Below are 14,536 nucleotides of genomic sequence, written 5' to 3' on the forward strand. Positions count from 1 at the left end.
ACGGAGTGGGGCAGGTCACCCTATTTCGGCGGCGCTCAAGCGGGGCCGGAACAGGGGCATTCGAATCATTCAAGGAGAGCAGGAGAACGTGGCTGAAGTCACTGAGCGCGCGCCGGCCAAGCGGCGTATGCGAGGGCGGCCGCTGGCCGGGGCGTCCGTCGGTCCGGACGTGATATTGCGGGCCGCGCGCCGCACGTTTGCGAGGCGTGGCTACGACGCAACGAGCGTGCGCGAAGTCGCGCGCGAGCTGGGAGTCGACGCGGCGCTGATCGCGCACCATTTCGGGACGAAGGAAACGTTGTGGCTGGCGGTCGTCGAGCAGATCGCCGAGCTGGCAGTGCCGATGTTCGAGGCGATGCGCGCGCTGCGCACGTCGCCGCTGCCGCATCGTGACCGCGTGCGGCGCGCGATCGAGCTGTGTGTCGACCACGAGTTCGACGAGCCTGACATGGGCATGTTCTTCTCGACGGCGGCGACCGAAGTGGGCGGGCGGCTCGACCGGCTGCAGGAGCAGATCGTGCGCCCGTATTACGACGTGATGTTCCCGCTGCTGTCGGATGCGGTGGAGGCCGGCGTGATCCGCCCGGTCGAGCCGACAGTGCTGTTCTTCATGATCGCGAGCGCGATCGGCACGACTGTGTCGTACAGTCACATGATGCTGGAGTACACGTCGCTGCCCACGCAGCCGGACGCGTTCCGGAAGGCCGTGGTCGACGTCGCGTTCAACGTCGTCGGCGGCTGAGCGCCGTGCGCGGTCACGCCGCCACCACCAGCCCCAGTTCGCGCACCGCGCTTCGCGCGGTCTCGCGCAACGCATCGACGAGCGGCGATGGCGTCCGGTACGCGATCGCCAGCTCGTACGCGAGCGGGCTGCCCGCATCCTTCAGTTCGAAGAACCCAATACCTTGCGGTTGCATCGGCACGAACAGGCGCGGCATCGCACACCGCGCCCGTCCGCCGGTCATTCGAGGTCCGGGGGCGGCGGGTCGCCGAGCCAGCGCCGTGCGCCGGGCCCGTTGCGGCCCGCACGGTCTTCCGGGTTCGTCAGCTTGCAGCGTTTCAGCGACAGGCAGCCGCAGCCGATGCATTCGTCGAGGCTGATGTAGAGCCGCTGCAGCTCCTCGATCCGGCTCGCGACGCGCTGCTTCCAGCCGCGCGACAGCCGCTGCCAGTCCTTGTTGCTCGGTGCGGTGTCCTCGGGCAGGCTGACGAGCTGCTCGGCGATTTCGTCGAGCGAATAGCCGATCTTCTGCGCGAACACGATGAACGCGATCAGCCGCAGCACCGCGCGCGAATAGTGGCGATGGCTCGAGCCGTTGCGGTGCGACTTGATGAGCCCGCGCGTCTCGTAGAACCGCAGTGTCGACGCCGGCACGCCGCTGCGCGCGGCCACTTCGCGAATCGACATCAGCGGCCATTGCGGGATTTCCTGGATACCCATGTTGCCCCTCCGGGAAAACTTGACTTGAAGTTAACTTCAACTTTTATGCTACGCGGCAGTTTAACCCGTCGCGAGGCATCATGCTCTCCTTATCCCTACGCAGGACGTCGCCTTTAGGCGCGGCCTGTGCACTGCTGCTGGCGTTGTCGGGCTGTCACGACGGCAAAGGCACGTCGTCGGCCCAATCCCTTCCCGAAGTCGGCGTCGCCACGATCGCGCCGCGCACGATCCGCCTCGCGGACGAATTCAACGGACGCGTCGAAGCGGTCGACGCGGTTGAGCTGCGGCCGCGCGTGAGCGGCTATCTGCAACGCGTCGCCTACAAGGAAGGCGATCTGGTCGCGCAGGGCGCGCTGCTGTTCGAGATCGACCCGCGCCCGTACCGGATCGCCCTCGATCGCGCGAATGCGCAGCTGCAGCGGGCCCGCGCGGCCGCGAGCCTCGCGAACGTGCAGCTCAAGCGCGTGCAGACGCTGATCGATGCGCATGCGACGTCGCAGGAAGAGCTCGACAACGCGCGCGCCACGGCCGAGCAGGCGCGTGCGGACCTGCAGGCGGCCGACGCGGCCGTCGCCGATGCGAAGCTCAATCTAGGTTTCACCGAAGTGCGGGCGCCGATCGCGGGCCGCGTCGGCCGCGCGGTCGCTACCGTCGGCAATCTGGCGCGCGCGGACGACACGCTGCTGACGACCGTCGTGTCGCAGAACCCCGTCTACGTGTATTTCGACTGCGACGAACAGAGCTACCTGCGCTACAACGCACGGCGTGCCGATCCGAAGCATCGCGCGATCGGCGCCGATCCGGTGCGCGTGGGCCTCGCGAACGAGACGGGCTTCCCGCATGCCGGCACCGTCGACTTCCTCGACAACCGGCTCGACCCGCAAACGGGCACGATCCGCGCACGCGTGCGGCTGCCGAATGCGGACCATACGTTTACGCCGGGCCTGTATGCGCGCGTGCAACTCGTCAGCGGCCGCGACCAGGATGCGCTGCTCGTCGACGACAAGGCCGTGCTCACCGACCAGGACCGCAAGTACGTGTATGTGATCGGACCCGGCGACAAGGCGTTGCGCCGTGACGTGACGATCGGCCGCGGGCTGGACGGCGAGCGGATCATCGAGAAGGGGATCCAGGCGGGCGACCGCGTGGTCGTGGACGGCATGCAGCGGATCTATTATCCGGGCGCACAGGTGAAGCCGAAGGCACTGCCTGCGCGCGCCGATACCAGTGCCGGCAATGGCGCAGGTAACGGCGCAGGCAACGGCACGCAGGCCATCGCCGATGCCGGTGCGCCGGCCGCGCAGTGACGGGAGACAGGCAATGGATTTCTCCCGATTCTTCATCGACCGACCGATCTTCGCGGTCGTGCTGTCGATCGTCATTTTCGCGATCGGCCTGATCTCGATTCCGATGCTGCCGGCCGGCGAGTACCCGGAAGTCGTGCCGCCGAGCGTCGTCGTGCGGGCGACGTACCCGGGCGCGAACCCGAAGGAAATCGCCGAATCGGTCGCCGAACCGCTGGAAGAGGCGATCAACGGCGTCGAAGGCATCATGTACATGAAGTCGGTCGCCGGTTCCGACGGCAGCCTGCAGGTCGTCGTCACGTTCCTGCAGGGCGTCGATCCCGACACGGCCGCCGTGCGCGTGCAGAACCGCGTGAGCCAGGCGCTGTCGCGCCTGCCCGACGAGGTGCGCCAGTACGGGGTGACCACGCAGAAGCAGTCGCCCACGCCGCTGATGTACGTGAGCCTTTATTCGCCGGACAACAGCCGCGACTCGCTGTACCTGCGCAACTACCTGACGCTGCACGTGAAGGACGAGCTGTCACGGCTCACGGGCGTAGGCGACGTCGGCTTGTCCGGCGCCGGCGACTATGCGATGCGGCTGTGGCTCGACCCGAACCGGCTCGCGTCGCGCGGGCTGACCGCGAGCGACGTGATTGCCGCCGTGCGCGAGCAGAACGTGCAGGTGTCGGCCGGCCAGCTCGGCGCGGAGCCGACGCCGAAGAAAAACGACTTCCTGCTGTCGATCAACGTGCGCGGCCGGCTGCGCACGGTGCAGGAGTTCGGCGACATCGTGCTGCGCACCGGCGACGACGGCCAGGTCGTGAAGCTGTCCGACGTCGCGCGCGTCGAGCTGGGCGCGGGCGACTACACGCTGCGCTCGTACTTCAACGACAAGCAATCGGCCGTGGTCGGCATCTTCCTGTCGCCGGGCGCGAACGCGCTCGAGGTCGCGAAGGCCGTGTATGCGAAGTTCGACGAACTGTCGAAGCGCTTCCCGCCCGGCGTCGCGTTCCGGCCCGTGTGGGATCCGACGGTCTTCGTGCGCGAATCGATCCGCGCGGTGCAGCACACGCTGATCGAGGCCGTCGTGCTGGTCGTGCTCGTCGTGATCCTGTTCCTGCAGACCTGGCGCGCATCGATCATTCCGCTCGTCGCGGTGCCCGTGTCGGTGGTCGGCACGTTCGCGTGGCTCTATCTGCTCGGCTATTCGATCAACACGCTGACACTGTTCGGGCTCGTGCTTGCGATCGGGATCGTCGTCGACGATGCGATCGTGGTGGTCGAGAACGTCGAGCGCAACATCGCGCAGGGCTTGAGCCCACGCGACGCCGCGCACCAGGCGATGCGCGAGGTGTCGGGGCCGATCGTCGCCATCGCGCTCGTGCTGTGCGCGGTGTTCGTGCCGATGGCCTTCATGTCCGGCGTCACGGGCCAGTTCTACCGGCAGTTCGCGGTGACGATCGCGATTTCGACGGTGATCTCCGCGATCAACTCGCTGACGCTGTCGCCCGCGCTCGCCGCGAAGCTGCTGCGCCCGCACGGCGCGCCGAAGGATGCGCTCACGCGCGGGCTCGACCGCGCGTTCGGCTGGCTGTTCCGTCCGTTCAACCGCTTCTTCGACCGCAGTTCCGATCGCTATCACGGCTTCGTTGGCCGCACGCTGAAGCGGCGCGGCGTGGTGTTCGCGGTCTACGCGGCGCTGCTCGCGGCGACCGCGCTGCTGCTCAACGCGGTGCCGGGCGGCTTCATCCCCGTGCAGGACAAGCTGTACCTGTTCGCGGGCGCGAAGCTGCCGGAGGGTGCGTCGCTCGCGCGCACCAGCGAGGTGACCGAGCAGATGACGAAGATCGCGCTCGGCACCGACGGTGTCGAGATGGTGCCGGCGTTTGCCGGGCTGAATGCGCTGCAGGGCGTGAACACGCCGAACATCACGAACTCGTACGTGATCCTGAAGCCGTTCGACCAGCGCCACCGCAGTGCCGCGCAGATCAACGCGGACCTGAACGCGCGCTTCTCCGCGATCGGTGGCGGTATTACCTATGCGCTGATGCCGCCGCCGATCCAGGGCCTCGGCAACGGCTCGGGGTATTCGCTGTACCTGGAGGATCGCGGCGGGCTCGGCTACGGCGCATTGCAGAACGCGCTCACCGCGTTCCAGGGTGCGGTCGCGAAGACGCCGGGGATGAGCTACCCCGTCAGCTCGTACCAGGCGAACATCCCGCAGCTCGAGGTGAAGGTCGACCGCTTGAAGGCGAAGGCGCAGGGTGTCGCGCTGACCGACCTGTTCAGCACGCTGCAGGTCTATCTCGGCTCGATGTACGTGAACGACTTCAACCTGTTCGGCCGCGTGTACCGCGTGATGGCGCAGGCGGATGCCGGTCACCGGCAGACGGCCGCCGACATCGCGAACCTGCGCACGCGCAACGCGAAGGGCGAGATGGTGCCGATCGGCTCGATGGTGACGGTGGCGCCCGCGTACGGGCCCGACCCGGTGGTGCGCTACAACGGTTATCCGGCCGCGAACCTGATCGGCGACGCCGATCCGAAGGTGATGTCGTCGTCGCAGGCGATCGAGAAGCTGCAGCAGATCGCGAAGGACGTGCTGCCGCCGGGCATCACGCTCGAATGGACCGACCTCAGCTACCAGCAGGTCACGCAGAGCAACGCGGCGATCGTCGTGTTCCCGCTCGCGGTGATGCTCGTGTTCCTCGTGCTTGCGTCGCTGTACGAGAGCTGGACGCTGCCGCTCGCGGTGATCCTGATCGTGCCGGTGTGCATCTGCGCCGCGCTGTTCGGCGTATGGCTGTCCGGTGGCGACAACAACGTGTTCGTGCAGGTCGGTCTCGTCGTGCTGATGGGGTTGGCGTGCAAGAACGCGATCCTGATCGTCGAGTTCGCACGCGAGCTCGAAATCCAGGGCAAGGGCGTGATCGAGTCCGCGCTCGAAGCGTGCAAGCTGCGGCTGCGCCCGATCGTGATGACGTCGGTCGCATTCATCGCGGGCTCGGTGCCGCTGCTGATCGGCGGCGGCGCGGGCAGCGAAGTGCGGGCGGCCACCGGCATCACCGTGTTCGCGGGGATGCTGGGCGTCACGCTGTTCGGGCTGTTCCTGACGCCCGTGTTTTATGTGGCGATCCGCAAACTCGCGGGCGGCACACCGGCCGTGTGGAGCGAACACCACGGCACCCTCGAAGGAGAAAACCGATGAGCGCCGCTTTTCGTCTTTCCGCGCTCGCGATGTCGGTGACGCTCGCCGCGTGCGCGGTCGGCCCCGATTTCAAGCGGCCCGACACGGCCACGACCGCGCGGTTCGCGCGCGACGCGCATCCGGCGTCGCCGCGCGATGCGTCGCCGTCCGGTACGACGCCGGATACGCCGCCCGACGCGTCGGCCGATGCCGATGCCACGTTCTGGCGCGGCTTCGGCGATCCGACGCTGACACAACTGATCGACACGGCGCTCGCGGCGAACCAGGACCTGCAGGTCGCCGTGTCGCGCTACGACGCATCGAATGCGCTGCTGTCGCAGGCCACGTTCGACCGCTACCCGACGATCACCGCGAGCGGGAAGATCGGCCATCAGCTGATGAGCAAGGATCAGGCGTTCGGCGCGCCGCGCAGCCAGCGCGATACGCCGACGTCGAGCGTCGGGATCAATGCGGCGTGGGAGCTCGACCTGTTCGGCCGCGTGCGCCGGTCGATCGAGTCGCAGCGTGCGGAAACGGCCGCCAGCGCGGCGGACGTGCGCGCGGTGCGGGTCGCGATCGCCGGCGAGGTGGCGAGCACGTACGTCGATCTGCGCGGCTCGCAGGAGCGGCTGCGGATCGCGCGCGAGAACGCCGACAACCAGAAGCAGACGCTCGCGCTGATCAATGCGCGCGTCGGTGCGGGGCGCGGCTCCGAACTGGATGCGGCGCGGGCGCGCGCGCAGTACGAATCGACGACGTCGCGGATCGCCGTGTACGAAGCGGCGATCGGCGTCGACGAGCACCGTCTCGCGGTGCTGACCGGGCAGACGCCGGACGCGCTGATCGGCCGCTTCGATCTGCCGAAGGCAGCCGCGTCGGCGGGCACGCCCGTGCCGCTGCCGGCGCTGGCCGCCGACATCGATCCCGGCACGCCGGGCGACCTGCTGCGGCGGCGGCCCGACGTCGCGGCCGCCGAGGCGCGGCTGCACGCGGCGACCGCGCGCGTTGGCGTCGCGACGGCCGACCTGTTCCCGCGCTTCACGCTGTCGGGCCTGCTCGGCAGCGCGACGAGCAGCTACGGGTTCTTCCGCGCGGGCAGCGACACGAACCTGATCGCGCTCGGCATCGACTGGTCGTTCCTCGACGTCGGCCGCGTGCGTGCGCGGATCGCCGCGAGCGATGCGGAAGCGGCCGGGCAGCTTGCGCAGTACCGGCAGACCGTGCTCGGGGCGCTGGAGGAAACGGAGAACGCGCTGCTGCGCGCCGCCCGCACGCGTGACGAGACGGACCATCTCGTGCGGGCCGCGACCGACAGCGCGCGCGCCGCGCAACTGGCGCAAGCGCGTTTCTCGGCGGGGGCGATCGACTACTACGAAGTGCTCGACGCGCAACGCACGCTGCTGCAGGCGCAGGATGCGGCGGCCGACGGGCGGATGCGCAGTGCGGCGTCGACGGTGGCGCTGTACAAGGCGCTGGCGGGCGGCTGGCCGTCGGGAACGGGACAGGGCCCGCAAGGCCCGCTCGCGCAGTCGGGGCAGTAGCGCGGGCAGGGCGGTGGCGCGGCAGGCTGGCGCAATCCCGCCTGCCGCGCCACCGCATGACTACACGCTGGCCGGATCGACCTTGTCGATGTCGATGCCGTAGCGCCGGATCGCTTCACCTACCTTGGCACGCGGAATCGCGCCGTCGTCGGCGAGCGCCTTCAGCGCCGCGATCACGATGAAGTGCCGGTCGACCTCGAAGAACGTGCGCAGCGCGTCGCGCGTATCCGAGCGGCCGAAGCCGTCGGTGCCGAGCGACACGAAGCGCCGGCCGTCGACGAACCCGCGGATCTGGTCGCCGACGATCTTCATGTAATCGGTCGCGACGACCACCGGCCCCGTGCGGCCGTCGAGGCATTGCTGCACGTATGGCACGCGCGGCGCCTGATCCGGATGCAGCAGGTTCCAGCGTTCTGCCGCAAGCCCGTCGCGGCGCAGCTCGTTCAGGCTCGTCGCGCTCCACACGTCGCTCGTCACGCCGAAGTCCTGCGCGAGCAGGTCGCTCGCGGCGAGCACTTCGCGCAGGATCGCGCCGCTGCCCATCAACTGCACGTGCGGCGTATCGGCCGCACGCGATGTATCTTCGCGCAGCAGGTAAAGCCCCTTGAGAATGCCGGCCTCCGCACCGTCCGGCAGCGCCGGATGCGGGTAGTTCTCGTTGAGCAGCGTGATGTAGTAGTACACGTCCTCCTGTTCCGCGAACATCCGCCGCAGGCCGTCGCGCACGATCACCGCGAGTTCGTACGCATAGGTCGGGTCGTACGACACGCAGTTCGGAATCACCGACGACAGCACGTGGCTGTGCCCGTCGTCGTGCTGCAGCCCTTCGCCCATCAGCGTCGTACGGCCGGACGTCGCGCCGAGCAGGAAGCCGCGCGTACGCGCGTCGCCGGCCGCCCACGCGAGATCGCCGACGCGTTGCAGCCCGAACATCGAATAGAAGATGTAGAACGGGATCGCCGGCAGGCCCTGGTTGCTGTACGCGGTGCCGGCTGCGATCCACGAGGCGATCGCGCCCGATTCGTTGATGCCTTCCTGCAGGATCTGCCCGTCCTTCGCTTCCTTGTAGTAGCTGAGCTGGCCCGCGTCCTGCGGCGTGTAGAGCTGGCCGAGATGCGAGTGGATGCCGATCTGGCGGAACAGGCCTTCCATCCCGAACGTGCGCGATTCGTCCGGCACGATCGGCACGACGAGCTTGCCGAGTGCGGGATCCTTCAGCAGCGTGCCGAGGATGCGCACGAACGCCATCGTCGTCGACAGTCCGCGCTCGCCGCTGTCCTTGAGCTGACCGTCGAACGCGTCGAGCGGCGGCACCGGCAGCGGCGCCACCTGGCTGAAGCGGGCCGGCACGTGGCCGCCGAGCGCGGCACGGCGCTCCGCGAAGTAGCGTGCCTCGGCGCTGTCCGGTTCGGGTTTCAGGTAGGGCAGGTCGTCGAGTTGCGCGTCGCTGACCGGCAGCGCGAAGCGGTCGCGGAACGCGCGGACGGCGTCCGCGCTCATCTTCTTCAACTGGTGGTTCACGTTCTGGCCTTCGCCGGCTTCGCCCATCCCGAAGCCCTTGACCGTCTTCGCGAGCACGACGGTCGGCCGGCCGTCCGCGCGCATCGCCTGCGCATAGGCTGCATGCACCTTTTCCGGATCGTGGCCGCCGCGCGCCAGTTTCCAGATGTCGTCGTCGGACAGATCGGCGACGAGCTCGAGCAGTTCGGGATACTTACCGAAGAAATGCTCGCGCACGTACGCGCCGCTCTGCGACTTGAAGGTCTGGTAGTTGCCGTCGACGCATTCCATCATGCGCTGGCGCAGCAGGCCCGTGGTGTCGCGTTCGAGCAGGCGATCCCAGCCGCCGCCCCAGATCACCTTGACGACGTTCCAGCCCGCCGCGCGGAACGTGCCTTCGAGTTCCTGGATGACCTTGCCGTTGCCGCGCACCGGGCCGTCAAGGCGCTGCAGGTTGCAGTTGACGACGAAGATCAGGTTGTCGAGCCGTTCGCGTCCGGCGAGCGAGATCGCGGCGAGCGATTCGGGCTGGTCCATTTCGCCGTCGCCGAGAAAGGCCCAGACCTTGCGGCCCTGATGCGCTTTCAGCCCGCGATATTCGAGGTAGCGCATGAAGCGCGCCTGATACGCGGCCGTGAGCGGCCCGAGCCCCATCGACACGGTGGGAAATTGCCAGAAATCGGGCATCAGGCGCGGATGCGGATACGACGACAGCCCGTCGCGTCCCGCTTCGCGGCCGGTCTCGCGGCGGAAGTTGTCGAGTTGCGCGTCCGTGATGCGGCCTTCCAGGTACGCACGGCCATAGATGCCGGGCGCCGAATGGCCCTGGATGTAGACCATGTCGCCGTCGAACGTATCGGTGCGGCCGCGGAAGAAGTGATCGAAGCCGACGTCGTACAGCACCGCGGCCGACTGGTAGGTCGCGATGTGCCCGCCGACGTTCGAATGCCGGCCCGCGCGCAGCACCATCACCATCGCGTTCCAGCGGATCATCGCGTTCAGGCGCCGTTCGAGCGCGAGATCGCCCGGATAGGCCGGTTGCCGTTCACGCGGCACCGTGTTCACGTACGCGGTCGTCACGCGGCCGTGCAGGTCGCCGTGGCGCGCCGCGTCGAGGTCGGCAAGCTGGTCGAGCAGGTAGTGCGCGCGCGGGCGGCCTTCGAGCGCGATCACGGATTCGAGTGCATCGAGCCATTCGCGGGTTTCCTGCGGGTCGATGTCGGGTAGCGCGAGAGGTGCGGTCATGCAGTGTCTCCAGAAGCATAAGGCTGCGCGGGGCGACGGTCGTGGCGCCGCGACGCGCGACGGAACGCCCGCCGATCGGCGGGCAGATAGTTGCAATTGCAATCATGTGAGGACAATTGTTATCGAGGTAAAATTTAATTGCAACTGCAATTCAACGAGAGGAACGACCTGACATGAGCGCACCCGAACCCGATCTGTGGTTCTCGTTCGTCCGCGCGCACCGGACGATGATTCGCGAGATCGAGCGCCGCCTCGCGGCGGCCTGCCTGCCGGCCTATGCGTGGTACGACGCGTTGTGGGGGCTCGAAAGCGGGCCCGACGGCACGCGCCGCATGCACGAACTCGCCGACGTGCTCGCGATCGAGCGTTACAACCTGACGCGCCTCGTCGACCGGCTCGAACAGGAGGGGCTCGTCACGCGCGCCCGTTCGGCGGACGACGGCCGTGCCGCGTACGCGAGCATCACCGACAAGGGGCGGGTGCTGCGCAAGAAGATGTGGAAGGTGTACCAGTCGACGGTCGCGGAGCTCTTCCTCGATCAGTTCGGCGGCAAGGAGCAGGCGGCGATGGCCGCAGCGCTCGACCGGGCGACCGCCGCGGCGCGCGACGCGGCGGCCGACGCGAAGTAGCGGCGGCGGGCCCGCGCGTCAGTCGCTCGCATAGCGGCGCATCGCCTGCGCGGCCCAGTCGGCCGGCACGCGGCCATCGTCGGCCAGCAGGCGAAGCGCGACCGCGGCGATCCAGCGCGCATTCGGCGCGCGCGTGGCGAGGCCCGGGCCGGCCAGATCCGCACCGAGCGCCGCAAAGCGGGCCGGTACGAACGCGCCGATCTGCGCGGCGACGTGCCCCGCGTAACCCGTCACCGCAAGCACCGGTATGCGGCTGTCGCCGATGCATCGGCGCACATGCGCGATGTGCGGTTCGTCGTGCGGGTGCAGCAGGTTCCACCGGTCGGCCGCGTGACCGTCGCGTGCGAGTTGCGTGTAGCTCGGACAGCTCCAGATCGTCGAATCGACGCGCCATTCGTCGTGCAGCAGATCGGCCGCCTCCATCACCTGCGCGAGCGTGCTGCCCGCGCCGCACAGCCGGATCTGCGCGGCCGCGCCGGCTGCCGTGCGCCGGCCGGTCCGCACCATGCCGCGGAACGCATCGCGGGCCGCCGTGGCCGACAGCGGCTTCGCACCGGGCACCGGGTCGTCGTGGCTCGCGAGGTAGCAGAATCCCGGCTGGCCGGCGACATAGAGCGTGCGCAACGCGTGGCGCAGGATCGCGATCGCCTCATGCCCTGAAGCCGGATCGTACGGCGTGCACGCGGGGTTCGCGGCCAGCCAGTGCGGGACGTCGGGCGTCACGCCTTTCGGCCAGGACGACGCGACCGTTTCGGCATCATTGACGAAGATCCCGCGATCGACGGTTTCGACCGACGCCAGCCGCAGCCGGTCGGTCGCGCGTGCATGCAGCAGGTACAGAAGCGGCCGCTCGAACCGTTTGCGCGCATCGAGAAACTGCAGCGGCCATGCACTGATGCGGCGCTGCGCCCCCGCGTCTGCAACCGGCTCCCGCGCATCGGCGCGCACGATCCAGACGCGTTCCGAGGTCGCCGTATCGCGTTCCAGACAATCGGCGGCCGCGCGCATCGCGCCGAGCGGCGATACCGCGCGGCCACGCGGCACGAGGCGCTGCGTGATCAACCTGTCGAGGCAGGCCGCCGCGGCGCGGTGGGTGTCGGGTGTCCGCACGGGCGGACCGGGTCGCGCAGTCTGCATGTCCCTCCTTCGAGTACTGGCATGTCACCGGGTTATCGGTTCCGGCGTAGGATTGCAATTGCAACGATTGTAGTTGCAACTATAACCGGAAGACAAGGACCGACATGATCTCGACGCACCCCCTCACGTTCTATACGGCCGACACGCCGAACGGGCACAAGGTTGCCATTTACCTGGAAGAGGCCGGGCTCGCACACGACCGCGTGCACGTGAACTTGTCCGCCGGCGAGCAGCGCAGCGCGACGTTCCTCGCGATCAACCCGAACGGCAAGATCCCGGCCATCGTCGACCACGACATCGGGCTGACCGTGTTCGAGTCCGGCGCGATCCTGAGCTATCTCGCCGCGAAGACGGGTTTTCTGCATCCCGACACGCTGGCCGAGCGCACCGCCGTCCAGCAATGGCTGCACTTCCAGATCGGCGGGATCGGGCCGATGCTCGGCCAGCTCTGGTGGTTCCTGCATGCATCGAAGACGGTCAATGCGGAAGCGCTCGAGCGCTACCGGAACGAGGCGCGGCGTCTCTATGGGGTCGTGAACGGCCGCTTGGCGGAATCGGCGTATCTCGCGTCGTCGCGCTACTCGATCGCCGACATCGCCGCGTTCCCGTGGTTGCGCGCGGCGGCCGAGCTCGGCATCGATCTGTCCGGCTACCCGCACGTCGAGCGCTGGCTTGCCGGCATCGAGGCACGGCAGGCCGTTCAGCGGGGCCTGACCGCATGCCGCGCGCCGGCGGCGGAGGGCGCGCACTGACGTCGCATCGCCCGCGTCATACGGATGGCGCGGGCGCCGGCCGCAGGCCTGCCGGGAAACATTGTTCTCCTTCGTCGTAAACGTCTCGAATGCGTGATATTTGCGCCGCGCGATCCGGTTTAGAGTGGCCGCGAATCGATGACGATGTGTCGTATCGCCGCAGTCCCGGGCCATACAGATGCACCAGAGGAGTGGGAGACAAATGAGTGAAGGCAGGATTACGCAGGTCGAGTCGTTCGGTTTCGAGCGCATTCCCGATGTATCGCGCTATGCACGGCCGATCGATCTGTTCAGGTTGCTGTTCGGCGGCTGCAATACGTTTTCAACCTCGGTGCTCGGCAGTTTTCCCGTGCTGGTCGGGCTGTCGTTCAAGGCGGGTGTCTGCGCGATTGTGCTCGGCGTGCTCGCCGGCACCTGCATCCTTGCGCCGATGAGCCTGTTCGGCCCGCGCAACGGTACGAGCGACCCCGTGTCGTCCGGCGCGCATTTCGGCATCCACGGCCGGATCGTCGGCTCGTTCCTCGCGCTGCTCACGTCGATCGCGTTTTTCTCGCTCGCGGTGTGGAGCTCGGGCGATGCGCTCGTCGGCGGTGCGCACAACATGGTCGGCGTGCCGGTCAACGGCTTTACGCTCGGCGCGGCGTACATGGTGTTCGCGGTGCTCGTGCTGATCGTCTGCATCTATGGCTTCCGCTTCATGCTGTGGGTCAACAAGATCGCCGTGTGGGCCGCGAGCGTGCTGTTCGTCGCGGGCCTGTTCGCGTTCGCCGGGCTGTTCGACATGAGCTATGCCGGCACGGTGCAGCAGGGCAGCGCGGGCTTCTGGGCCGCGTTCGTCGGTGCAGTGCTGGTTGCGCTGAGCAACCCGGTATCGTTCGCGTCGACGCTCGGCGACTGGGCGCGCTACATTCCGCAGAGCACCCCAAAGCATCGCGTGATGGGCGCCGTGTTCGCTGCGCAGATCGCGACTTTCGTGCCGTTCTTCTTCGGCCTCACGACCGCGACGATCATCGCGACGAAGGCGCCCGCGTTCATCGCGTCGAACGACTATGTCGGCGGCCTGCTCGCGATCTCGCCGCGCTGGTTCCTGTTGCCGATGTGCCTGATCGCGATCATCGGCGGGATGTCGACCGGCACGACCGCGCTGTACGGCACCGGCCTCGACGTATCGAGCATGTTCCCGCGCCTGCTGAACCGCGTGCGTGCGACGCTGCTGATCGGCACGATCGCGATCGCGTTCATCTTCGTCGGCCGCTTCTGGTTCAACCTCGTCGAAAGCGTCGCGACGTTCTCGACGCTGATCGATACGTTCAGCTGCCCGTGGATGGCGATCATGGTGATCGGCTACGTGACGCGGCGCGGCTACTATCTCGCGGACGACCTGCAGGTGTTCAACCGCGGGCTGCGCGGCGGCCATTACTGGTTCACGCACGGCTGGAACGTGCGCGCGATGGGCGCGTGGCTGCCGGCAGCGTTCGTCGGGCTATCGTTCGTGAACCTGCCGGGCCAGTTCGTCTGGCCGCTCGGCAACCTCGCGGGCGGGCTCGACCTGAGCGTGCCGGTGTCGCTGGTGATGGGCGGGATGCTGTATTTCGTGCTGCTGACGCTGTACCCGGAACCGGACGGCGTGTACGGGCCGCACGGGCGCCGCTTCGTGCGCGGCGGCAGGCAGGCGGCGCGCGGCAATGGCGCGCCGGCGATCCAGCCGAAGGGGTACTGAGCGGCGCGGGGCGTGTCGCTCCGCACATGACGATGCCGCCGCGCGGGAGGGCCGCCGGCGGCATTGTCGTTTTCGGGGGCGTGATTGCCTGAACGGGA

At 68.2% G+C, this 14,536-nt stretch carries 11 protein-coding genes; 7 read left to right on the forward strand and 4 right to left on the reverse strand.

The window, feature by feature from the left end:
• The first annotated feature begins 88 nt into the window (after positions 1–88).
• The gene (locus tag ACN8ZM_RS20795) at positions 89–742 is read left to right on the forward strand and encodes a TetR/AcrR family transcriptional regulator (protein ID WP_043179666.1); all 654 of its coding nucleotides are present in this window, start codon (positions 89–91) and stop codon (positions 740–742) included.
• Between the two features lie 13 nt (positions 743–755).
• On the opposite strand, the gene ACN8ZM_RS20800 is transcribed toward ACN8ZM_RS20795, so the two are convergent.
• Both ACN8ZM_RS20800 and soxR read right to left on the reverse strand, forming a co-directional pair.
• Entirely contained in the window at positions 756–965 is a 210-nt protein-coding gene (locus ACN8ZM_RS20800) for a hypothetical protein (protein WP_420212240.1), read from the reverse strand.
• Positions 962–1,441 (reverse strand): redox-sensitive transcriptional activator SoxR, encoded by a 480-nt coding sequence (soxR, locus tag ACN8ZM_RS20805; protein WP_043179662.1) that lies wholly within the window; start codon positions 1,439–1,441, stop codon positions 962–964. Before soxR ends, ACN8ZM_RS20800 begins: the two co-directional genes overlap by 4 nt.
• 80 nt (positions 1,442–1,521) lie before the next feature.
• On the opposite strand from soxR, the gene ACN8ZM_RS20810 reads away from it, so the two are divergent.
• The 3 genes from ACN8ZM_RS20810 to ACN8ZM_RS20820 are packed head-to-tail and all read left to right on the forward strand — an operon-like array spanning position 1,522 to position 7,455.
• A complete protein-coding gene (locus ACN8ZM_RS20810) occupies positions 1,522–2,748 on the forward strand; it encodes an efflux RND transporter periplasmic adaptor subunit (RefSeq protein WP_301767956.1) in 1,227 nt (408 codons plus the stop codon).
• Positions 2,749–2,761: 13 nt separating this feature from the next.
• A complete protein-coding gene (locus tag ACN8ZM_RS20815) occupies positions 2,762–5,935 on the forward strand; it encodes an efflux RND transporter permease subunit (RefSeq protein WP_420212241.1) in 3,174 nt (1,057 codons plus the stop codon).
• A complete protein-coding gene (locus ACN8ZM_RS20820; protein ID WP_043179656.1) occupies positions 5,932–7,455 on the forward strand; it encodes an efflux transporter outer membrane subunit in 1,524 nt (507 codons plus the stop codon). The genes ACN8ZM_RS20815 and ACN8ZM_RS20820 overlap by 4 nt, the downstream gene beginning before the upstream one ends.
• 60 nt (positions 7,456–7,515) lie before the next feature.
• Here the strand turns inward: ACN8ZM_RS20820 and aceE are convergent, their stop codons facing one another.
• A complete protein-coding gene (gene aceE, locus ACN8ZM_RS20825; RefSeq protein WP_420212242.1) occupies positions 7,516–10,200 on the reverse strand; it encodes a pyruvate dehydrogenase (acetyl-transferring), homodimeric type in 2,685 nt (894 codons plus the stop codon).
• Between the two features lie 173 nt (positions 10,201–10,373).
• Here aceE and ACN8ZM_RS20830 point away from each other — a divergent pair, with 173 nt between their 5' ends.
• Positions 10,374–10,829 carry a MarR family winged helix-turn-helix transcriptional regulator gene (locus ACN8ZM_RS20830; protein ID WP_420212243.1) on the forward strand — a complete coding sequence of 152 codons (456 nt, stop codon included), beginning with the start codon at positions 10,374–10,376 and terminating at the stop codon, positions 10,827–10,829.
• An 18-nt stretch (positions 10,830–10,847) separates the two neighbouring features.
• Here the strand turns inward: ACN8ZM_RS20830 and ACN8ZM_RS20835 are convergent, their stop codons facing one another.
• Entirely contained in the window at positions 10,848–11,966 is a 1,119-nt protein-coding gene (locus tag ACN8ZM_RS20835) for a transketolase-like TK C-terminal-containing protein (protein ID WP_420212244.1), read from the reverse strand.
• A gap of 104 nt (positions 11,967–12,070) precedes the next feature.
• Between ACN8ZM_RS20835 and ACN8ZM_RS20840 the strand changes: the two genes are divergently transcribed.
• Positions 12,071–12,718 (forward strand): glutathione S-transferase family protein, encoded by a 648-nt coding sequence (locus ACN8ZM_RS20840; RefSeq protein WP_043179647.1) that lies wholly within the window; start codon positions 12,071–12,073, stop codon positions 12,716–12,718.
• A gap of 202 nt (positions 12,719–12,920) precedes the next feature.
• Entirely contained in the window at positions 12,921–14,438 is a 1,518-nt protein-coding gene (locus ACN8ZM_RS20845) for a purine-cytosine permease family protein (RefSeq protein ID WP_420212245.1), read from the forward strand.
• The last annotated feature ends 98 nt before the right edge of the window (positions 14,439–14,536 follow it).

Origin of the sequence: Burkholderia aenigmatica (genome assembly GCF_048627025.1) — a bacterium.
Taxonomy (GTDB): domain Bacteria; phylum Pseudomonadota; class Gammaproteobacteria; order Burkholderiales; family Burkholderiaceae; genus Burkholderia; species Burkholderia aenigmatica.

Excerpts from the sequence above, each read along its gene's own strand:
- ACN8ZM_RS20800 (WP_420212240.1), bottom strand. The coding sequence starts at position 965 with ATGACCGGCGGACGGGCGCGGTGTGCGATGCCGCGCCTGTTCGTGCCG.
- soxR (WP_043179662.1), bottom strand. The coding sequence starts at position 1,441 with ATGGGTATCCAGGAAATCCCGCAATGGCCGCTGATGTCGATTCGCGAA.
- ACN8ZM_RS20810 (WP_301767956.1), top strand. The coding sequence starts at position 1,522 with ATGCTCTCCTTATCCCTACGCAGGACGTCGCCTTTAGGCGCGGCCTGT.
- ACN8ZM_RS20815 (WP_420212241.1), top strand. The coding sequence starts at position 2,762 with ATGGATTTCTCCCGATTCTTCATCGACCGACCGATCTTCGCGGTCGTG.
- ACN8ZM_RS20820 (WP_043179656.1), top strand. The coding sequence starts at position 5,932 with ATGAGCGCCGCTTTTCGTCTTTCCGCGCTCGCGATGTCGGTGACGCTC.
- aceE (WP_420212242.1), bottom strand. The coding sequence starts at position 10,200 with ATGACCGCACCTCTCGCGCTACCCGACATCGACCCGCAGGAAACCCGC.
- ACN8ZM_RS20830 (WP_420212243.1), top strand. The coding sequence starts at position 10,374 with ATGAGCGCACCCGAACCCGATCTGTGGTTCTCGTTCGTCCGCGCGCAC.
- ACN8ZM_RS20835 (WP_420212244.1), bottom strand. The coding sequence starts at position 11,966 with ATGCAGACTGCGCGACCCGGTCCGCCCGTGCGGACACCCGACACCCAC.
- ACN8ZM_RS20840 (WP_043179647.1), top strand. The coding sequence starts at position 12,071 with ATGATCTCGACGCACCCCCTCACGTTCTATACGGCCGACACGCCGAAC.
- ACN8ZM_RS20845 (WP_420212245.1), top strand. The coding sequence starts at position 12,921 with ATGAGTGAAGGCAGGATTACGCAGGTCGAGTCGTTCGGTTTCGAGCGC.